17 protein-coding genes are annotated in these 17,686 nt (G+C 49.1%); 3 read left to right on the forward strand and 14 right to left on the reverse strand.

Annotation, left to right across the window (positions count from 1 at the left end; genetic code table 11):
• Positions 1 to 254 precede the first annotated feature (254 nt).
• A complete protein-coding gene (locus M3212_RS11870) occupies positions 255 to 1,151 on the reverse strand; it encodes a deoxyribonuclease IV (protein ID WP_251194195.1) in 897 nt (298 codons plus the stop codon).
• Between the two features lie 23 nt (positions 1,152 to 1,174).
• A complete protein-coding gene (locus tag M3212_RS11875; RefSeq protein WP_251194196.1) occupies positions 1,175 to 2,527 on the reverse strand; it encodes a DEAD/DEAH box helicase in 1,353 nt (450 codons plus the stop codon).
• Between the two features lie 506 nt (positions 2,528 to 3,033).
• Between M3212_RS11875 and M3212_RS11880 the strand changes: the two genes are divergently transcribed.
• The 3 genes from M3212_RS11880 to M3212_RS11890 all read left to right on the forward strand — a co-directional run bounded on the left by M3212_RS11880 (position 3,034) and on the right by M3212_RS11890 (position 5,292).
• On the forward strand, positions 3,034 to 3,543 hold the full coding sequence (locus tag M3212_RS11880; RefSeq protein ID WP_251194197.1) for a YqfQ family protein: 510 nt from the start codon (positions 3,034 to 3,036) through the stop codon (positions 3,541 to 3,543).
• Positions 3,544 to 3,689: 146 nt separating this feature from the next.
• On the forward strand, positions 3,690 to 4,184 hold the full coding sequence (locus tag M3212_RS11885) for a CarD family transcriptional regulator (protein WP_251194198.1): 495 nt from the start codon (positions 3,690 to 3,692) through the stop codon (positions 4,182 to 4,184).
• 163 nt (positions 4,185 to 4,347) lie between these two features.
• Complete coding sequence (locus tag M3212_RS11890; protein WP_251194199.1) at positions 4,348 to 5,292, forward strand: 4-hydroxy-3-methylbut-2-enyl diphosphate reductase; 945 nt, start codon at positions 4,348 to 4,350, stop codon at positions 5,290 to 5,292.
• Positions 5,293 to 5,345: 53 nt separating this feature from the next.
• Here the strand turns inward: M3212_RS11890 and M3212_RS11895 are convergent, their stop codons facing one another.
• The 12 genes from M3212_RS11895 to glyQ form a co-directional block, all read right to left on the reverse strand.
• On the reverse strand, positions 5,346 to 5,783 hold the full coding sequence (locus tag M3212_RS11895; protein WP_434084047.1) for an NUDIX domain-containing protein: 438 nt from the start codon (positions 5,781 to 5,783) through the stop codon (positions 5,346 to 5,348).
• 242 nt (positions 5,784 to 6,025) lie between these two features.
• Positions 6,026 to 7,147: a Nif3-like dinuclear metal center hexameric protein gene (locus M3212_RS11900; protein ID WP_251194201.1), complete on the reverse strand. Its 1,122-nt coding sequence runs from the start codon at positions 7,145 to 7,147 to the stop codon at positions 6,026 to 6,028.
• Positions 7,144 to 7,851, reverse strand: a complete 708-nt coding sequence (locus tag M3212_RS11905) for a tRNA (adenine(22)-N(1))-methyltransferase (RefSeq protein WP_251194202.1) — start codon at positions 7,849 to 7,851, stop codon at positions 7,144 to 7,146. The genes M3212_RS11900 and M3212_RS11905 overlap by 4 nt, the downstream gene beginning before the upstream one ends.
• A 202-nt stretch (positions 7,852 to 8,053) precedes the next feature.
• Positions 8,054 to 8,425 carry a cytochrome c550 gene (cccA, locus tag M3212_RS11910; protein ID WP_251194203.1) on the reverse strand — a complete coding sequence of 124 codons (372 nt, stop codon included), beginning with the start codon at positions 8,423 to 8,425 and terminating at the stop codon, positions 8,054 to 8,056.
• 145 nt (positions 8,426 to 8,570) lie between these two features.
• Positions 8,571 to 9,125 carry a hypothetical protein gene (locus tag M3212_RS11915; protein WP_251194204.1) on the reverse strand — a complete coding sequence of 185 codons (555 nt, stop codon included), beginning with the start codon at positions 9,123 to 9,125 and terminating at the stop codon, positions 8,571 to 8,573.
• Between the two features lie 99 nt (positions 9,126 to 9,224).
• The gene (gene rpoD / locus M3212_RS11920; protein ID WP_251194205.1) at positions 9,225 to 10,343 is read right to left on the reverse strand and encodes an RNA polymerase sigma factor RpoD; all 1,119 of its coding nucleotides are present in this window, start codon (positions 10,341 to 10,343) and stop codon (positions 9,225 to 9,227) included.
• Positions 10,344 to 10,398: 55 nt separating this feature from the next.
• Positions 10,399 to 12,198, reverse strand: a complete 1,800-nt coding sequence (gene dnaG / locus M3212_RS11925; protein WP_251194206.1) for a DNA primase — start codon at positions 12,196 to 12,198, stop codon at positions 10,399 to 10,401.
• 34 nt (positions 12,199 to 12,232) lie between these two features.
• A complete protein-coding gene (locus tag M3212_RS11930) occupies positions 12,233 to 12,733 on the reverse strand; it encodes a YaiI/YqxD family protein (RefSeq protein WP_251194280.1) in 501 nt (166 codons plus the stop codon).
• A gap of 383 nt (positions 12,734 to 13,116) precedes the next feature.
• Positions 13,117 to 13,929: a pyruvate, water dikinase regulatory protein gene (locus M3212_RS11935; RefSeq protein WP_251194207.1), complete on the reverse strand. Its 813-nt coding sequence runs from the start codon at positions 13,927 to 13,929 to the stop codon at positions 13,117 to 13,119.
• A gap of 48 nt (positions 13,930 to 13,977) precedes the next feature.
• A complete protein-coding gene (locus M3212_RS11940; RefSeq protein ID WP_251194281.1) occupies positions 13,978 to 14,613 on the reverse strand; it encodes a helix-turn-helix transcriptional regulator in 636 nt (211 codons plus the stop codon).
• 96 nt (positions 14,614 to 14,709) lie between these two features.
• Positions 14,710 to 16,788, reverse strand: coding sequence for a glycine--tRNA ligase subunit beta (gene glyS, locus M3212_RS11945; protein WP_251194208.1), 2,079 nt, complete (start codon positions 16,786 to 16,788; stop codon positions 14,710 to 14,712).
• On the reverse strand, positions 16,781 to 17,668 hold the full coding sequence (glyQ, locus tag M3212_RS11950) for a glycine--tRNA ligase subunit alpha (protein ID WP_251194209.1): 888 nt from the start codon (positions 17,666 to 17,668) through the stop codon (positions 16,781 to 16,783). The genes glyS and glyQ overlap by 8 nt, the downstream gene beginning before the upstream one ends.
• Positions 17,669 to 17,686 lie beyond the last annotated feature (18 nt).

The following is a 17,686-nucleotide window of genomic DNA, read 5'->3' on the forward strand; positions in this document are numbered from 1 at the left end:
CTTTTGCCCAACCTCTAAGGCAAAGCTGTTTTTTCTCACCATTTATTCGGTGCGCACAGCAGACGCCCTTCCTCGAAGCAGCCTGGAAATGTTTGTTCCTTTCTTACCCTTCCAAAAAAGCCAGTAAGAAAATGTGCTTTCCTACTGGCCGGCGCGCAGCCACTCCCATGCCTGGTCCCCCGTTAAGAAACGGAAACGTAACCGGGGACCATGGCAGCTATTTTAGTTGAACGGCTTTCAAGACGCTCCTCCCTTTAGTGCGAGGCGATTTTTTCCACTAATTGCGGGTCGAATTGTCCACTGCGAAGCATCGCAATCTCATGCTTATATGGCGGCTTTTTATTCTTTTTGTCTTCACCGACGAACGGCGTCTCCAAAATCTTTGGAATATCCATCAGTTGAGGATGGTGGGCGATCGCATGAAGCGTCTCAAAGCCAAGATGACCGAATCCGATGTTCTGGTGACGGTCCTTCGCTGCGCCTCGTTCATTTTTACTGTCATTCAAATGAACGACCTTCAGACGGTCAAGCCCGATAATCCGGTCAAAGCTGTCGAGCACTCCGTCAAAATCCTCGATCAGATTATAGCCGGCATCATGAGTATGGCATGTATCAAAGCAAACGGAGAGGCGCTCGTTGTGCGTCACCCCGTCAATAATCGCAGCCAGCTCTTCAAATGTCCGTCCGCATTCAGAGCCTTTTCCGGCCATTGTTTCAAGTGCGATTTGCACATCCCGTTTTTCCTCAAAGACGAGGTTGAGTCCCTCGATGATCTTCTTAATTCCCGCTTCGGCCCCTGCACCAACATGGGCACCCGGATGCAAAACGATTTGCTTTGCGCCGAGCGCTTCCGTCCGTTCGATTTCCGAGCGTAAGAAGCGGACGCCTAGTTCAAACGTTTCCGGCTTCGTCGTATTGGCGATGTTAATAATATACGGGGCGTGGACGACGATATCGGCAATTCCGTTTTCGACCATATGAGCCAGCCCCGCTTCAATATTCAATTCCTCTATCGCCTTGCGCCGCGTGTTCTGCGGGGCACCGGTGTAGATCATAAACGTGTTCGATCCATACGACACCGCTTCTTCACTGGCTCCAAGCAGCATCTTTTTCCCATTCATTGATACATGAGAACCTATTTTAATATCCATTAATCCTCTCTCCCTATTTATCGTTACTTCTTGTTTCTTGCCGCGCTTCGGCGCTGTCTCTTCGCTTCCTTTTCCTGCTTGAAACGCGCTTTCTTTTTATAAGCCGGCTTGACTTTCTTCGCTTTGGCGACAGCCTTGCCCCCTGTCCGCTTTTGCGCCGGTTTTACACCTGTTTCGACTGGTGCATCTCCTTTACGGCGCGGCTTGCGCTGACCCGGGACCCCAAGCGGTGCTTTATCAAGCTTCGTCCATGTATTTTGTCTGAAATCATAAAAGGTAAAGTGAATGCCGCGCTTCTGCAGCTTGGCGACAGCGTTCTGATCCTGCTCCTCATAAATCGTATAGGCAATACCGTCAGCCCCTGCCCGGCCTGTGCGACCTACACGGTGAATATAGAAATCCAAATCCTGCGGCAGCCCGTAGTTGATAATATGGCTGACACCCTTGACATCGATCCCGCGTGCGGCAAGATCAGTCGCAACGAGAAATTGCACCTTCACATCATTGACGAGCTTCATCACCTGTTTACGCTGTCGAGGCTGCAAGCCGCCGTGAAGACGTTCGACATTCAGGTTAGCGGCAAGCATCGCATCAGCGACTTCATCGGCCTGCTCCTTCGTGTTCGTGAAAATAATCGCCAAATACGGATTTAACGATTGAGCGAGTTCCACAAGGAAGCTAAGCTTCTCCCGATGGCGGAGCGGGACGATCCGGTGCTCGATTTTGACAGCTGTGACATGCTTCGGCTCAACGTGCACATGGCGCGGGTCCTGCATATATTTCTTTAAAAACGGCTGAAGCTTTTCCGGGACTGTGGCCGAGAAGACCATCATTTGTAGCTGCTCCGCCATCCGCGACGCCACCCGGTCGACCTCTTCGATAAAGCCCATATCAAGCATTTGATCGGCTTCATCGACTACAAGCATATCCGCCGTATACACCTTTAACGCGCCCTCATCAACGAGGTCTGCCAGTCTTCCGGCTGTACCGACAACGAGATGCGGCTGTGTTTTCAAGCCTTCAATCGTCCGCGCCCGGTCAGTCCCGCCAACGAGCAGCTTTGCTTGAATGCCTGTCTGGTCAAATTCAAGCAGCTTCTTTACCTCCTGAAAAAGCTGTGAAGCCAGCTCCCGTGTCGGTGCGGTAATGACGGCTTGTACTTCAGCTCTCTCCGGATCAATCCGGTTTAACATCGGCAATAAAAAAGCGAGGGTTTTTCCCGTGCCGGTCTGCGATTGACCGATGACATCCCGCTTGTTCGCGATCGCCGGAATCAGCCTTTCCTGGATTTCCGTCGGCATGGAAAAGCCTTGCGCGTCGAGCGCTTCTATTAAAAATGGCTTTAATTCAAATCGTTGAAAATTTTTTGAGATCATATACCTTCCTACTTTCATTCATCATTTCGATGTTCCAGCTAAAACCGTAGCGAAATATACTGTTTGCAATGGTTCATTTTATCATAGTTTGCCATGCTGTGGCTAATTTACTTATGACGAGGCTGGGTCAAAAGGATGTTTTGTCCGTTTTGCCCCGCCTCGACGCAATGCGCGGAACCGCCACGATCTGTAAAAGCCCGTTCTGAGTGCGTTTCTCACAACACGCGTGTCGCAAGTGCGCCATTGCTGGCAACTACCTTTATCTCAAGCCCTTCCCCTCTCCCGTTCCTTCACCAATTGAAGGGCTCGTGCATATGACTAGAGTATAACGTGTAAAGCAGAAAGGATCGATGACGAAAGCCGCTATACGACAGCGAGGCGCGGAGGCTGTTGCACGCTCTTTTTCAACAGCTGAATGAGACGGCATACCGCCCTTCCGCAACCAGTCTGAAACGTTTTGATGCTTTCTGAACTTATAAAATATGACGAAAGGAGGAAGGATCGATATGCAGCAAGTATTTGGTCCTCCTTTTGGCCCAATTCCAATGCAGCCTCCCCCTATGGGCGGCATGATGTCCCAGGCGGGCTCATTCGCTCCTGTTGCCGGACAGTTCCCCGCTGCCGGTCTGATGGGAGGAGGGCAGGCAGTAAGAGGCGGCTTATTGGCGCGGTTATTCGGAGGTGGAGCAGGCTTCGGCGTAGGTCCGGGTTCTTCCGCTGCTGGAGGAATCAACTGGACGACTATGCTAACAAATGCGCAGCGTGTTCTTGGCCTGACCCAGCAGGTTGTGCCGATGGTGCAGCAATATGGGCCGCTCGTTCGCAATCTGCCGACCATTTGGCGGATTATGAGAAGCCCCACTGACGGGCAGGAAACCCCGGCTGAAGAGCCCGCGTTACCACTGGCGATCGCGGAGGAGCCACAAGAGACAGCACCCGTCATCCCGGAGCCGGCACCCGCGCGGCCGGAAAAGAAAACGATTGAAGGAATGCCCTTACCTAAGCTTTATATTTAGCGATTGACGGCAATTTTAGCTTCACGCAAAATTTTAGCGCATTTTGCTTACTTTTTTATTGACAACCTTCAACCCGGAGTAGTAAAATTTTATTTTTGCTTTTTTTTATGGTATACTATAAATACTACTCGATTGGAGGAATGCTCATGTTTAAAGTTGGTGACCATGTTGTCTACCCATATCACGGTGCCGGTACGATTCAAGATATTGAAGTGAAGGATGTCTTAGGTGAGACACACTCTTATTTCGTTCTTGATTTTCCGCTCGTGGATGTAAAGCTTATGCTGCCGGAAAATCGCATTGGGGATTCCGGATTGCGTAAAGTCATAGATCCTTCGGAATTAGATGCACTTGTAGAAGCATTACAGAACGGACCAGAAATTCCTCCGTCTACAAGTCACTTTTCACGTGATACCGAGAACCTTCTTAAAAGTGGCAGCATTATCGATGCCGCCCACTTGATTTCCTCTCTATCCAGAAAGCAGACAGAGCGGGCAAACGGCCTCCATATTCAAGATCGAAACCATATGCAGAAAGCGCGACAAATGATTGCCAGTGAATTGATTCTGATGAACGATATGACAGAAGAGCAGGCTTACGAATTTATTGACTTAGCCCTGCAGGAAGTCAAACAAGCGTAATCATTGTCACGAAAAGCAATCTCTATTATACTAATTGAAGAAGACATAATAGACACCATTCGTTAGGATTATAACGGATGGTGCTGTCATGTTCAGGGACATTCTTATTATCTGGACAGTCAAGCATGCCCTGTTTACGAACAGAGCGACTAGGAGGCCTACAATGAATGTAAAAAAAATATCCCCGCGCGGCTATTGCTATGGTGTCGTTGATGCAATGGTGCTAGCACGTCAGGCTGCGGCCAACTTGGATCTCCCTCGCCCGATCTATATTTTAGGGATGATTGTTCATAACCAGCACGTGACCGATGCCTTTGAAGAGGACGGGATTATCTCACTAGATGGACCAAACCGGGTCGAAATTTTGAAGAAGGTTGAAAAAGGAACCGTGATCTTTACTGCTCACGGCGTATCACCGGAGGTCCGGAAACTGGCACGGGATAAAGGACTGACCGTTGTCGACGCGACCTGCCCCGATGTAACGCGGACGCACGACCTCATTCGAGACAAGCAGGCTGAGGGTTATCAATTTATTTATGTCGGGAAAAAAGGTCACCCCGAGCCTGAGGGAGCGATTGGCGTTGCACCAGATGCCGTCCACCTCGTCGAATCTGTCGCCGATGTCGAACAGCTCCAGCTGTCTACTGACAAGCTGATTATTACCAATCAAACGACGATGAGCCAGTGGGACGTCAGTGAAATTATGAAAAAGGCGATGGAACGTTTTCCGACGGCCGAGGTGCATAATGAAATTTGCCTCGCGACCCAGGTAAGGCAGGAGGCTGTAGCGGAGCAGGCGAAAGATTGCGATCTCGTCATCGTTGTCGGCGATCCGAAAAGCAATAACTCGAACCGGCTTGCCCAGGTATCGGAGCAGATTGCCGGAACGACCGCCTACCGGATTGGTGATGTAACCGAGCTGCAGTTGGAATGGCTCAAAGGCGTTGAGACCGTCGGCGTAACGTCAGGCGCCTCGACCCCTACTCCGATTACAAAAGAAGTAATCAGCTTTCTCGAAAGCTATGACGAACATGACCCTTCAACATGGGCCCGTGAACGCAAAGTGACCCTTCAGAAAATTCTTCCGAAGGTAAAAGCGAAAAAATAATCATTGCAGAGATAGCGCACAACGTCTTCTTCACCTTGTGCGCTATCTTTTTTTCAGCGGATAAACGCTGCTTCTTTGCCGGCGAGGGCGTCGCTGAGCCATTGTGGATGCATCGTCAACAGCTGTTTTGGCAGCGCATCAACCGGAAAATATTTTACATCAATCGTCTCTTCTCCATCGCCTTTCAGCTTTCCACCGATAACCTTCACTAAAAAGCAAACCGTAACAAAGTGAATCGCCCTCTGATCCGGATAGACGAACACTTGAGACTCCGGCTCCGAATAGACACCGATCAGCCTGACGATTTCCACGTGAAGATTCGTTTCTTCTTTCATTTCTCTGATCGCCGCTTCCTCCACCGTTTCTCCTAGCTCAACATGTCCTGAAGGCAGCCCCCACAGTCCTACATCTCCCCGCTTCTGCAAAAGAACGTCATTATGCTCATTGAACACGATCATTGCCACTCCCGGTCTGATCTCGTCTATTCTCATCTTCATCCTCCCCTGTTTTCCAATTCCCTGGCTTCCTCCGTTCACTTTTTCGGCAAAAAAAGGGGAAAGGTCTCAGCGCATCACAAATACACTGAACCTTTCCCCTCGGACCTTTTATGTCAATAGGTGCCTTTTACATTTTGTAAAAGATGCAGCCCTCGGTCACTGACCTTCAAAGAAGCGGAACCCTAGCTGCAGTTTTCCAGTTCGCTTCAATTATACATCATATGGCTTCAATCTGACTAGACAAATGTGAAAGGATCGGTATTTCTGCTTGAAGCAATGACCGTCGTCTGATAGCCTTTCTCGGCAATGAACCGCTCTAAATAGCGTTTGACGCCTTCCTTCATCACCTTCTCGACATTATGACCCGGATCGACGATCGCTAGCCCGTCCATCATCGCATCATGGGCGACATGGTAATACACGTCCCCGGTGACGATGACGTCAGCTCCTTTAAAAATCGCATCCTTTATATACTTATTGCCATCTCCGCCAAGCACGGCAATCTTCTGCACCGGCTTTTCCAAATCGCCAACAACACGGGCGCCGCTTACCTCAAAGGCTGCCTTCACCTGCTCGGCAAATTCTCCAAGGCTGACCGCTTGCTCGAGCTTTCCAATCCTGCCAAGGCCGAGTACCTCTCCCTGATTATCAAGAGGGTAAATATCATAGGCAGGCTCTTCGTATGGATGGGATTTGATCAGCGCCTGAATGACGCGATTCTGACGCTCGGCGGGCACGATTGTTTCCAGCTTCAGCTCTTCGACATACTCCAGCTTGCCCTGTTCGCCGATAAATGGATTTGTTCCTTCCAACGGCTTGAATGTACCGGTGCCCGCGCTTTGGAACGTACAATGGCTGTAGGCGCCGATATGCCCTGCCCCGGCTTGACTGACCGCCTGCCGAACCTGTTCAATATGGGTCTTCGGGACAAAGACAGCGATCTTTTTCAGCTGCTGCGCCTGTGTCGGCGCAAGCACCTCTGTCTCCTTCAGCCCAAGAGCCTCGGCCATCATATCATTGACACCGCCCTTAGCAATGTCGAGGTTCGTATGGGCAGCATAGATCGCGATCTCATGCTTGAGCGCTTTCTCAATGATCCGGCCATGCGCGGTCGTCAGATCAATTTTTTTTAACGGCCGGAAGAGTAACGGATGATGGGCGATAATCAGGTCAACCTGCTCTTCAATCGCTTCATCCATCACGTCTTCAAGCACATCGAGCGCGACCATCACTTTATGTACAGGCTTGTTTAACGTGCCGAGCATCAGGCCGATTTTATCTCCTTCTACCGCGTATGATTTTGGCGACCATGCTTCAAAGTGCTGGATCAACGCTTGTCCATTTACCGCTTTTGTCATCCAAGGACCTCCTCTACCAGGTTAATTTGTTTTTGCAGCTGCTTTTGCCTTTGCCGCAGCTCTTCGGTTTCAGTCGCGCGCGCCTGCTGGTCGAGAATCCGTTTCCAGTTCTCCAGCTCGTGGCGCCACTTTTTTTGAAAGGCTTCATTTTTCTCTTCGAGTAAATACGGACCGAGCAAAAGCTTCTTTTCCACTTCGCCGGCGTATAAGCTTCCCTCATCGCCCCGCTCGGCGACAAGGATCTCGTACACCTTCTCATCTTCTTCTAAAATCTCTTCAGCAATCAAGCGCCACTGATTGGCTCGCAGCCATTTACGAATTACTTCCGCGGCGACATTCGGCTGTAAAATGAGGCGGGAGACGCCTTCAAGCTTCTCCTTGCCCTCTTCCAAAATCGAGGTAATCAAACTGCCTCCCATGCCGGCAATTGTAATGACATCGGCTTCTCCGGGCTGAATGACCTCAAGTCCGTTGCCTTTGCGGACATCAATCCGCCCGCTCAAGCCTGTACGCGCCACCTGCTCCTTCGCCGATTGCAACGGGCCTTCATTCACTTCCCCGGCGATCGCCCTCGTGCCTGCATCCTCCAGGCATAAATAGCATGGCAAATAAGCATGGTCAGAGCCGATATCGGCTACCGTTACTCCTTGGGGTACATAATCAGCTACCTTGATGAGCCTCTCTGATAATTGTCTTTCATTCATAGCATCACCTTTTGCTTTACTTGTTTTGACACAAAGAGGAAATGCTCCTCTCCTCCATTGTACTTGCTGTCTATCCGTTTATGCAAAAAGGGATGTCTCAAAAGGATCTCATCCTTTTAAAACATCCCTGAGCAGAAATCTGTTTCTAAGCTGGAACAGCAGAAAACAGCCCGCTCCGTATCACATTCGCCTTATTGCAACCTTATTCAGAAATTGATAATAGATATTGCGCAACCGCATCTGCTTCAACATCGTTTAAACCAGTTGCAGGCATGCTTCCTTGTCCATTTTGAATAATGTCCACAATCTCCTCAACCGTGTATGCCCCCTCAAGAGAGGTCAAACCCGGACCTGCTCCACCGCTCAGGTCGCCGCCGTGACAGGCGATACATGATTGTTCAGCCAATACTTGACCTTCTGCAATCGGATCTTCAAACTCTTCTACTTCTTCTGCTCCCTCACCGTCTGCGTTCATTTCAGCACGCTGATTTAACCCGACGAAAGATAGCGACACCATAAGAAGAATCCCGACAATGGCTGTGATCGCGAAAGGCATTAATGGTCTTCCCTTCATTCTTAAATCCTCCTTTAATCACCATACGTTCAACGCTTGTCGTCAAACAATTTTATGTAGACGCTTAAGATTACCCTTCTCATTTTACTTGAATTTGATTCCAAAAGAAAGGGTCTGCTGCAGATTTGCGTTTTTTGTCACTCTTTTAGCGAAATAAAAAGTAAAGCAGGAGCAGACCACCGAGCAAGCTGGCAATCGTGAAGAAACGCAACTTCCATTTCCAGCCGATCAGAAACCATGCCAGGCAATGAACAAATGTCGCCAGCGCAATATACATAGCCTCCCCTGCAAAGATGGTTCCCACTGCATGAATCGTAATGAGAAAGAACAACACTGCCGCTTCCAGCAAATATACATACGTAAGAGCAAGAGCCTGCCGCTTCGTTTGATTGGCCAGAAGGATAATGGCGATTGTAAAAAATATTCCAGAGGAAATTTGCAATCCCAATGGAAACTCTGTAAAATAAATGACAAGAAGAGCTAACAAGAACAACGCTTGTACGATGATACATATAAGAAGCGTCCGATTCGGCTGAAAACGCAGGGGAAGCGACCGTTTTTGTTCCGGCTCCTGCTCAAGCTCGGGCTCTCCTTCCGTGTAAAGCGTAAGTAAATAATCACAATACTGGTCCGGTAACAGCTTTGACTGTTTCCAGTATTTGATTTCATTGATAATCGTCGCTTTTCTCTGCTCGTTCATCCCTTCTCCTCCCAAGCTTACCTGATAAGGGAACAAAAAAGGGCCGACTCTGACAGTACACCAGTCGGAATCTGACCCTTTTTATACAGTAACAACATGTTATTCGAGAAAATCCTTCAGTCTCTTACTTCTGCTCGGGTGACGAAGCTTGCGTAAAGCCTTCGCTTCAATTTGTCTGATTCTCTCCCGTGTCACGCCAAATACCTTTCCGACTTCCTCCAATGTCCGCGTTCGCCCATCATCAAGCCCAAAGCGTAAACGCAGTACATTTTCTTCCCGGTCGGTCAGCGTGTCAAGTACATCTTCCAGCTGTTCTTTTAGAAGCTCATAGGCCGCCGCATCAGAAGGAGCGAGCGCTTCCTGATCTTCAATAAAGTCGCCAAGATGGGAATCGTCCTCTTCCCCGATTGGCGTCTCCAAGGAAACCGGCTCCTGGGCAATCTTCAGAATCTCACGCACTTTCTCTGGCGTCAATTCCATTTCCGCTGCCACTTCCTCCGGTGTCGGCTCTCTTCCGTAATCCTGGAGAAGCTGCCGTTGAACGCGGATCAGTTTATTAATCGTTTCCACCATATGCACCGGAATCCGGATCGTTCTCGCCTGATCAGCGATCGCCCGCGTAATCGCCTGACGAATCCACCATGTCGCATACGTACTGAATTTAAACCCTTTTTCAAAGTCAAACTTTTCCACGGCTTTGATCAGGCCCATGTTTCCTTCTTGAATCAGATCAAGAAACAGCATGCCACGGCCGACGTAACGCTTGGCAATCGAGACGACGAGACGGAGATTCGCTTCCGCTAGACGGCGCTTTGCTTCTTCGTCACCTTGTTCGATGCGCTTCGCCAATTCAATTTCTTCTTCGGCTGAAAGCAACGGAACCCGCCCGATTTCTTTTAAATACATCCGGACCGGATCATTTATCTTTATCCCAGGAGGAACGCTTAAGTCGTTCAGGTCAAACTCTTCTTCATTTTTGACCGCCTGCTGGATATTCGGTACATCATCGGATTCATTTAATATTTCTACACCGTGTTCGCCAAGGTATTCAAAAAACTCGTCCATTTGGTCGGAGTCCTGATCAAACGCCGCCAGTTTCTCTGTAATCTCGCTATACGTTAAAACTCCTCGCTTCTTTCCTGTTTCAACTAATTGTTCTTTCACCTGATCGATCGACAACTCACCTTCCGCTAGTGGGCGTATTGGTTTATCTGCCATTCGATCCCCTCCTTCCATTGTTCACAACTAAAGCTACATGCCGGGGTCGATTCTTTTAATGAAGCTCCTGCTTCAGGCGATTGATTTCCATGAGAAGTCTGGCTGCTTCTACAGGATCCTCTATTCGCTTCATCTCCAATTCCTTCTGCTCTATTTGTACCCTTTTTGGATACTTTTCAATCTGAGCCATATAATCAAGCAATTCCTGCTCCTGGCAATTCTCATTGACAGGGAGCATGGCAAGCTCAGTTACGATGCGTTTCAGCCGCTCATCGTCCACTCCCTGAATAAAGTGACCCGGATTCGGCGGATGGCCTTCACCGTAATAAGCAAACAAATACGCTGCAATTGCCTGGTGATCATCGATGTTAAATCCACCGCCGATCCGTTCTTGGACGCGCTCGGCAATCTCAGCATCCCTCAGCATATGAGCCAACAGAAGCCGTTCGGCATTATGATAGGCCGGCAACAGCTTTTTCTTTTCAAAATGCTTGGAAACAGGTTTTCTCTGCTCCGTCTGATGCGCCTGCTCTTTCCTGCGCCGCGCGCGGTAAATTTGAATTTGCTCCTGTTTCAACGCTTCAAGCGACAGGGAGAATTCATCCGCCAGCTGTCTTAAATAGTGATCGCGTTCAACGGCGCGCTGCAAGGTTGAGATCTCTGTCAGGACCTCTTCAATGTAGCGCATCCGGTCCGCTTCATGCTGTAGATTCTTCCCTTGACGGAAATAGCGCATTTTAAAAGCCATCATCGTCAGGCTGGCCCCTATTACATTCGATTGAAACCGCTCTGCTCCGTAAGTTCGAATATAGTCATCGGGATCAAGACCATCAGGCATTTGCGCCACTTTCACAAAGCAGCCTGCCTCCTCCAGCAGACCAGCCGAACGAAAAGCAGCATCGGTACCGGCCTGATCGGAATCATAACAAAGGATTACCGTTTCGGCATTGCGCCTCAGCAGCCTGGCCTGCTCCGCCGTTAAGGCCGTACCGAGGGTCGCGATTCCGTTGCGTACTCCGGCACCCCAGGCGGCAATCACATCAACATATCCTTCAAAGAGGACCGCTGTCGATTCCTTCCGCATCGTCGGCCGGGCTAAATGAAGACCATACAGAGTCTTCCCTTTTTGAAAAATAGGCGACTCTGAACTGTTCAAATACTTCGGCTGCTCTCCGGTAACAGTTCGCCCTCCAAAAGCAATAACATTTCCTTGTCCATCCCAAATCGGAAACATCAACCGCTGACGAAACCGATCAAAATGGCCACCGTCCTGCTGGCGAGTGCCAAGCAGGCTTGCCTGGGCCATCAGGTCGAGCGGAAACTGCCGCTTCGACAAGATCGTGGTCAGCGCATCCCAGCGATCCGGGGCAAATCCAATCTGAAAATGCTCGATCTGTTCTTTTGTGAAAGCGCGCTCAGCGACATAGTCCCGGCCGGCCTTTCCTTCCTCTGTCAAAGTCAGGACGTGATGATAGAGCTTTGCCGCCAGTTCATGACCTGCCCGCATCATGCTCTGCGGACCGTTTTCTTTGCTCTCGGTCTCCCGGTTTACGACGATCTCCGGCAAATCAATATTCGCCCGCTTTGCGAGCTTTTGCGCGGCTTCCACAAACGTCAGACCTTCCAGCTCCATCAAAAATGAAAATACATTTCCTCCAGCTCCGCAGCCAAAACAATGATAGAGCTGCTTATCGGCCGAAACGGAGAAAGAAGGTGTTTTCTCCCCATGGAAAGGGCATAATCCGGTGTATTGCCGCCCTTGTTTTTTCAGTTGGACATGTTCTCCAATGACTTCAACAATATCTGACGAGCGTCTTATCAATTCCACCTTTTCTTCAGGTATCCGAATGCTCATTGTGTCATCACCAATCTTACATCCTCACAAGTCTTTAAACATTCGAGCTTTTTTGCGATCTTCCTGCTTTTTTTGCAAGAATTTCCTTAAGCTGCCGGGCAAAACGCAAACGATCTGTCTTTGTGAAAGCTTTTGGCCCTTTTGTTTTCGCCCCCATACGTCTTTGTTTTTGGGAAACATAACGAGCATCAAGCATTTGATCAATCGTATCCTCTACATAAAGATGGCCGCGCGGCGATAGTACGTCAGCCCCCTTCGCCAACAAAATGGAAGCGAGCGCATGGTCCTGGGTCACACATAGATCGCCTTTTCTTATTCGGTTCATCACATATAAATCCACCGCTTCTTTCTCACTGTCCACAGTTACAATTTTGACGAAAGGCGGTGCGTTGAGATGATGTGCATAAGAAGACACGAAAATAACATTCAACTGAAAAGCCTGAGTCGTGTCAATGATTTCATTTTTCACCGGACACGCATCAGCATCCACATATAATGTCTGCAATGAAGGATTCATGGTAGTTGAATTCAACACCTCCTTCAAAAATCCTGCCCTTAAATAAAAGAAATGCGTTGATTTTTGTCGAACAAACCAATTTATTCCTCATTTGCTCTTATACCTTTACTATCATTTCCAAAAAACGAAGAAAAAGTCTTGACTTTTTAAATTTATTTGTTCTTTTTCAATTTATGCGTTTAAAATTCAATAAGAATCACAATTCTTTATTATACGCAAGATTTCCTCCTTTGACTAGCAAAAAGATTAAAAGGGGTGTGCCAAAAGGACGTTTTTTCCTTTTGGCACACCCCCTAAGTAATGCGCGTAGCCGCTGCAAGACTTTGGAGTCTGATAGGGACGGGGTTCTCCTACCAGACGGGCAGCAACAGCAGCCATCCCCTCCAGGGAGATTTCCTCATTTATTTCTGAAACATACTTGAAATCAGATTCGCCGTCTCCTCGACCGCTTTGTTCGAGACGTCAATCACTGGACAGCCGATCCGTTCCATAATTTCGTCGGCGTATTTCAGCTCTTCCTTAATCCGGTCAAGATTGGCGTAATTGGCCTGCGCTTTTAAGCCGAGCGCCTTTAGCCGCTCTGCGCGGATGTCATTAAGCTTCTCCGGACTGATTTTCAGCCCGACGCATTTTTTCGGCGCGATTGAAAACAGCTCCTGCGGCGGCTCCACTTCCGGCACAAGCGGAACGTTGGCGACCTTTAAGCGCTTATGGGCCAAATATTGCGAAAGCGGCGTTTTTGATGTCCGTGATACGCCGATTAACACTAAATCGGCCCGGACAATGCCGCGGGGATCACGACCGTCATCATACTTGACAGCAAATTCAATCGCCTCGACTTTGCGGAAATAATCTTCATCGAGCCGATAGATTAACCCCGGCTCATAGCGTGGTTCCTCATTCGTAATCACGCCGATTTTTTCCAGCATCGGTCCGATAATATCAACTGTCTCGACATTGACTTCCTTCGCTTTTGCCAGCAAATAATTCTTCATATCCGGAACGACAAGCGTAAACGCAATCAACGCCCTTGCCTGTTGGGCGAGTATGATCACTTCTTCAATCGTTGCTTTATCTTCAACATAGGGAATACGTCTAACCTCTAAGCCTGCTCCGCTAAATTGGCTTGCCGCTGCTTTGACGACCAGCTCCGCCGTCTCACCAACTGAATCGGAAACGACGTACACGACAGGACGTTGCTTTATTCCTTCCATCATGACCTCCCTCGCTTCTTTCTAAAATTGATTGTCCGAGCATCTTGATTAAATCATTTCGTCATTCGCCAAATCAACAAGAAGCGCGGTGATATTCGTCTTTGTAATCCGGCCGGTCACTTCAAAGCCCGAACCGTAATCAACCTCTGTCACAATCGGGAGGCTGTCGATTTGCTTATCAATCAGCTTCTTGGCTACTTCGATAATCAAATCCTCGGCTTTACAGACCGTAATATTCGGCATCCTCGTCATAATGATACTGACCGGAATCGATTCAAGGCTCTGCTTCCCAAGGCTTGCCCGAAGCAGGTCCTTCCGCGACAAGACGCCGACGAGCGTCGCCTGCTTGTCGACGACAAACAAGGAACCGACGTCTTCAAGAAACATCGTACAGATCGCATCGTAGACCGATGCCGATTCCTGTACGACAACTGGACGGGATTGATAATGCTTGACCGATATATGTTTGACCTTCTCAGCTAATAGCTGTGTTCCTGACTTGCCCTTGTAAAAGTATCCTACCCGCGGTCTGGCATCCAAATAACCGGCCATCGTTAAAATAGCGAGATCCGGTCGCAGCGTCGCTCTCGTCAATGAAAGTCGCTCTGCGATTTGTTCTCCCGTAATCGGACCATTATTTTTGACGATTTCCACAATAGTTTCTTGCCGGCTTGTTAGTTCGATAGCTACTCACCGTCCTTAGCACGCACCGTGCCCTTCTAATCTAAAATTATTATATATGATTATTCTCAGAAGTAAAACGATTGAGCCTTTTCCTCTTTACAACACGAGCGCCTGAAAATGAGCAAATGAGCGAATCACCTCTGCAAAAGCATGCATTTGCGCAAGACGATTTGCCTTCAGTTCTTCATCGTCCGCCATGACCATAATATGGTCGAAATAACGGTGGATCACCGGTTCGCAGTCAGCCAGCAGCTGATAAGCATAGTCAACCTTACCTTCGGCCAATGCTTGCGGAACACCGCTTTTCACCGTCAAATAAGATGAATACAGCTCTTTTTCCTCATTTTTCTCAAATTTCTCTTCGCTGATCTCCTCAGTACCGCTCGCTTTTTTGGCGATATTGGTTACTCGGCTGAGCGCTTCAACAACTTTCTTGAAATCAGGCTGGTCGTGCTTTTCCCCGATTAGCAGCGCCTTGTTTACGAGCGTCGGAATATGACCGATCCGCTCGGTTAACACCGCATCAATCACATCGTAGGAGACGCCTTTTTCCTGCAAGGCAGCTTTGACCCGCAGCGCGAAAAACTGAACAAGTTCTTCTTTAAGCTCCTGATATGGACGCTTCAGCAGCTCCTGCTCTCCGGCGACAGCTAAGGCGATGTCAACCAGGTCTTCAAGTTCGACTTCCAATTGATGATCCGAAACCATTTGCACAACTCCCGCCGCTTGTCGTCTGAGCGCATACGGATCCTGCGAGCCGGTTGGAATCAGACCGATCGCAAAGCAGGTCACAACCGTATCAAGCTTATCGGCGATGCTGACGACCGTGCCGGAAAGCGTCGCCGGACTCGCGTCGCCGGCAAAGCGTGGCTGATAGTGCTCGTTAATCGCCTGGGCAACTTCCTTTTCCTCACCTGCCAGCTCAGCGTATACTTCGCCCATCCGGCCCTGAAGCTCCGGAAATTCATAGACCATCTGCGTGACGAGATCGAATTTGCAAATTTCCGCTGTCCGCCGTGTCACCTCAGCTGTCCGGCTGTCTGTCTTCAGAGCGGGGAGCAGCTTATCAGCGCCAGCTTGAATCCGTCTGACCTTGTCGCCGATTGAACCGAGTTCCTCGTGATAAACAATGTTCTCCAGACGCTTCAAAGCATCTTCAATCTTTACCTTTTGATCCTCCTGATAGAAGAAGTCAGCATCAGCCAAACGGGCCCGCAGCACCTTTTCATTCCCGCGCGCGACATTGTCCAAATGCTTATGGTCACCGTTACGGACGGTCACGAAATAAGGTAGAAGTTCTCCCTGCTGATTCTCGACCGGAAAATAACGTTGATGCTCACGCATGGAGGTAATCAGCACTTCCTTCGGCAAAGCGAGAAACTCCTCATCAAAGCTGCCGGAGAGCGCTGTCGGGTACTCCACGAGATGATGAACCTCTTCCAGTAAATCCTCGTCAATTGGAATGACCCAGTTTTTCTCCGCCGCCATCTCCTCTAGCTGGCTGCGAATCGCCTGTTTTCTTTCCTCGGGCCGACTGATGACATATTCCGCCAGTAAAGCCTGCTCATAGTCGTTCGGCGCTTTCAGTTCAATTTTCTTTCCGAGAAAACGATGGCCATATGTCGTCGTTCCCGTCTCAATGCCGGTGATCTCAAACGGGATTACCTCGGTGCCATATAGCGCGACCAGCCATTGAATCGGGCGGGCAAAGCGAAGCTCATGGCTTCCCCAACGCATATTCTTTGGAAAATGAAGGCTTAAGATCAACTCCTTCAGTGCCGGAAGCAACTCACGTGTTTTCTTACCGGCTATGAAGCGGTTGGCGTACACATACTCGACCCCTTTCAACTCTTTGAAGAAAAGTTGATCGGTTGCCACACCTTGGCCTCGGGCGAAGCCTTGCGCCGCCTTTGACCAGTTTCCAGCCTCATCAAGCGCGATTTTCTTCGCTGGTCCCTTCGCTTCTTCTTCAATATCCGGCTGGCTGTCAGCCAACCCGCCGATTAAAATCGCTAGTCTTCGCGGCGTGGCGAATGCTTGTATGTTGTTATAATCAAGCCGTTCATCGGCAAGCCATTTCTCCATTTTCTCCTGCAGCTGGTCAATTGAGCTGGTCACAAAGCGAGCCGGTAATTCCTCGACTCCGATTTCCAGCAGAAAATCCTGTTTACTCATGGCTTTCTCCCTCCTTCTTCAACATTGGAAAACCGAGGCGTTCCCGCTCCTCGTAATAAATCCTCGCCGCAGTACGAGCGAGATTGCGGACACGGCCGATATAGCCGGTGCGCTCCGTCACTGAAATCGCTCCGCGCGCATCAAGCAAATTAAAAGTGTGAGAGCATTTCAAAATATAATCATAGGCTGGAAAAACAAGGTTCTCGTCCAAGGCGCGCTTCGCTTCCTGCTCATAGGTTCCAAAAAGAGTGAACAGCATCTGGCTGTCTGACACTTCAAATGTATATTTCGAATGTTCATATTCCGGCTGCTTGAAAATATCGCCATAGGTAAAGCCCTCGACCCATTCTAAGTCAAAGACATTTTCCTTATCCTGAATATAGGAGGCGAGCCGCTCCAGTCCATATGTAATCTCCGCTGAAACTGGATTGGCTTCAAGTCCGCCAACCTGCTGGAAGTAGGTGAACTGGGTAATTTCCATCCCATCGAGCCACACTTCCCAGCCTAATCCGGCACAACCGAGCGTCGGATTTTCCCAGTTATCCTCAACGAAACGGATATCATGCTCCAGTGGATCAATTCCCAATGCTTTCAAGCTGTCAAGATATAGCTCTTGAATGTTTAAAGGAGACGGCTTCATGATTACCTGAAACTGGTGATGCTGATAAAGCCGGTTCGGATTTTCACCGTAGCGGCCGTCAGCCGGCCGCCGTGACGGCTCAACATAAGCGACATTCCACGGTTCTGGACCAATCGTCCGCAAGAGCGTAAACGGACTCATCGTTCCGGCCCCTTTTTCGGTATCATAGGCTTGCATAATCATGCAGTTCTGTTTTGACCAGTACTGTTGCAGGGTCAAAATCATCGTTTGTACATTCACAATAAAACCCCCTTGAAA

This window comes from Halalkalibacter oceani, assembly GCF_023715705.1.
GTDB classification, from domain to species: domain Bacteria; phylum Bacillota; class Bacilli; order Bacillales; family Bacillaceae_D; genus Halalkalibacter; species Halalkalibacter oceani_A.

What these genes read in the sequence shown, in the direction of transcription:
- M3212_RS11885 (WP_251194198.1), top strand. Translation starts at nt 3,690, where the DNA reads ATGTTTAAAGTTGGTGACCATGTTGTCTACCCATATCACGGTGCCGGT.
- M3212_RS11905 (WP_251194202.1), bottom strand. Translation starts at nt 7,851, where the DNA reads ATGAATGAAAGACAATTATCAGAGAGGCTCATCAAGGTAGCTGATTAT.
- cccA (WP_251194203.1), bottom strand. Translation starts at nt 8,425, where the DNA reads ATGAAGGGAAGACCATTAATGCCTTTCGCGATCACAGCCATTGTCGGG.
- M3212_RS11880 (WP_251194197.1), top strand. Translation starts at nt 3,034, where the DNA reads ATGCAGCAAGTATTTGGTCCTCCTTTTGGCCCAATTCCAATGCAGCCT.
- glyS (WP_251194208.1), bottom strand. Translation starts at nt 16,788, where the DNA reads ATGAGTAAACAGGATTTTCTGCTGGAAATCGGAGTCGAGGAATTACCG.
- M3212_RS11935 (WP_251194207.1), bottom strand. Translation starts at nt 13,929, where the DNA reads ATGGAAGGAATAAAGCAACGTCCTGTCGTGTACGTCGTTTCCGATTCA.
- rpoD (WP_251194205.1), bottom strand. Translation starts at nt 10,343, where the DNA reads ATGGCAGATAAACCAATACGCCCACTAGCGGAAGGTGAGTTGTCGATC.
- M3212_RS11875 (WP_251194196.1), bottom strand. Translation starts at nt 2,527, where the DNA reads ATGATCTCAAAAAATTTTCAACGATTTGAATTAAAGCCATTTTTAATA.
- M3212_RS11895 (WP_434084047.1), bottom strand. Translation starts at nt 5,783, where the DNA reads ATGAGAATAGACGAGATCAGACCGGGAGTGGCAATGATCGTGTTCAAT.
- M3212_RS11870 (WP_251194195.1), bottom strand. Translation starts at nt 1,151, where the DNA reads ATGGATATTAAAATAGGTTCTCATGTATCAATGAATGGGAAAAAGATG.
- M3212_RS11890 (WP_251194199.1), top strand. Translation starts at nt 4,348, where the DNA reads ATGAATGTAAAAAAAATATCCCCGCGCGGCTATTGCTATGGTGTCGTT.
- dnaG (WP_251194206.1), bottom strand. Translation starts at nt 12,198, where the DNA reads ATGAGCATTCGGATACCTGAAGAAAAGGTGGAATTGATAAGACGCTCG.
- M3212_RS11915 (WP_251194204.1), bottom strand. Translation starts at nt 9,125, where the DNA reads ATGAACGAGCAGAGAAAAGCGACGATTATCAATGAAATCAAATACTGG.
- M3212_RS11900 (WP_251194201.1), bottom strand. Translation starts at nt 7,147, where the DNA reads ATGACAAAAGCGGTAAATGGACAAGCGTTGATCCAGCACTTTGAAGCA.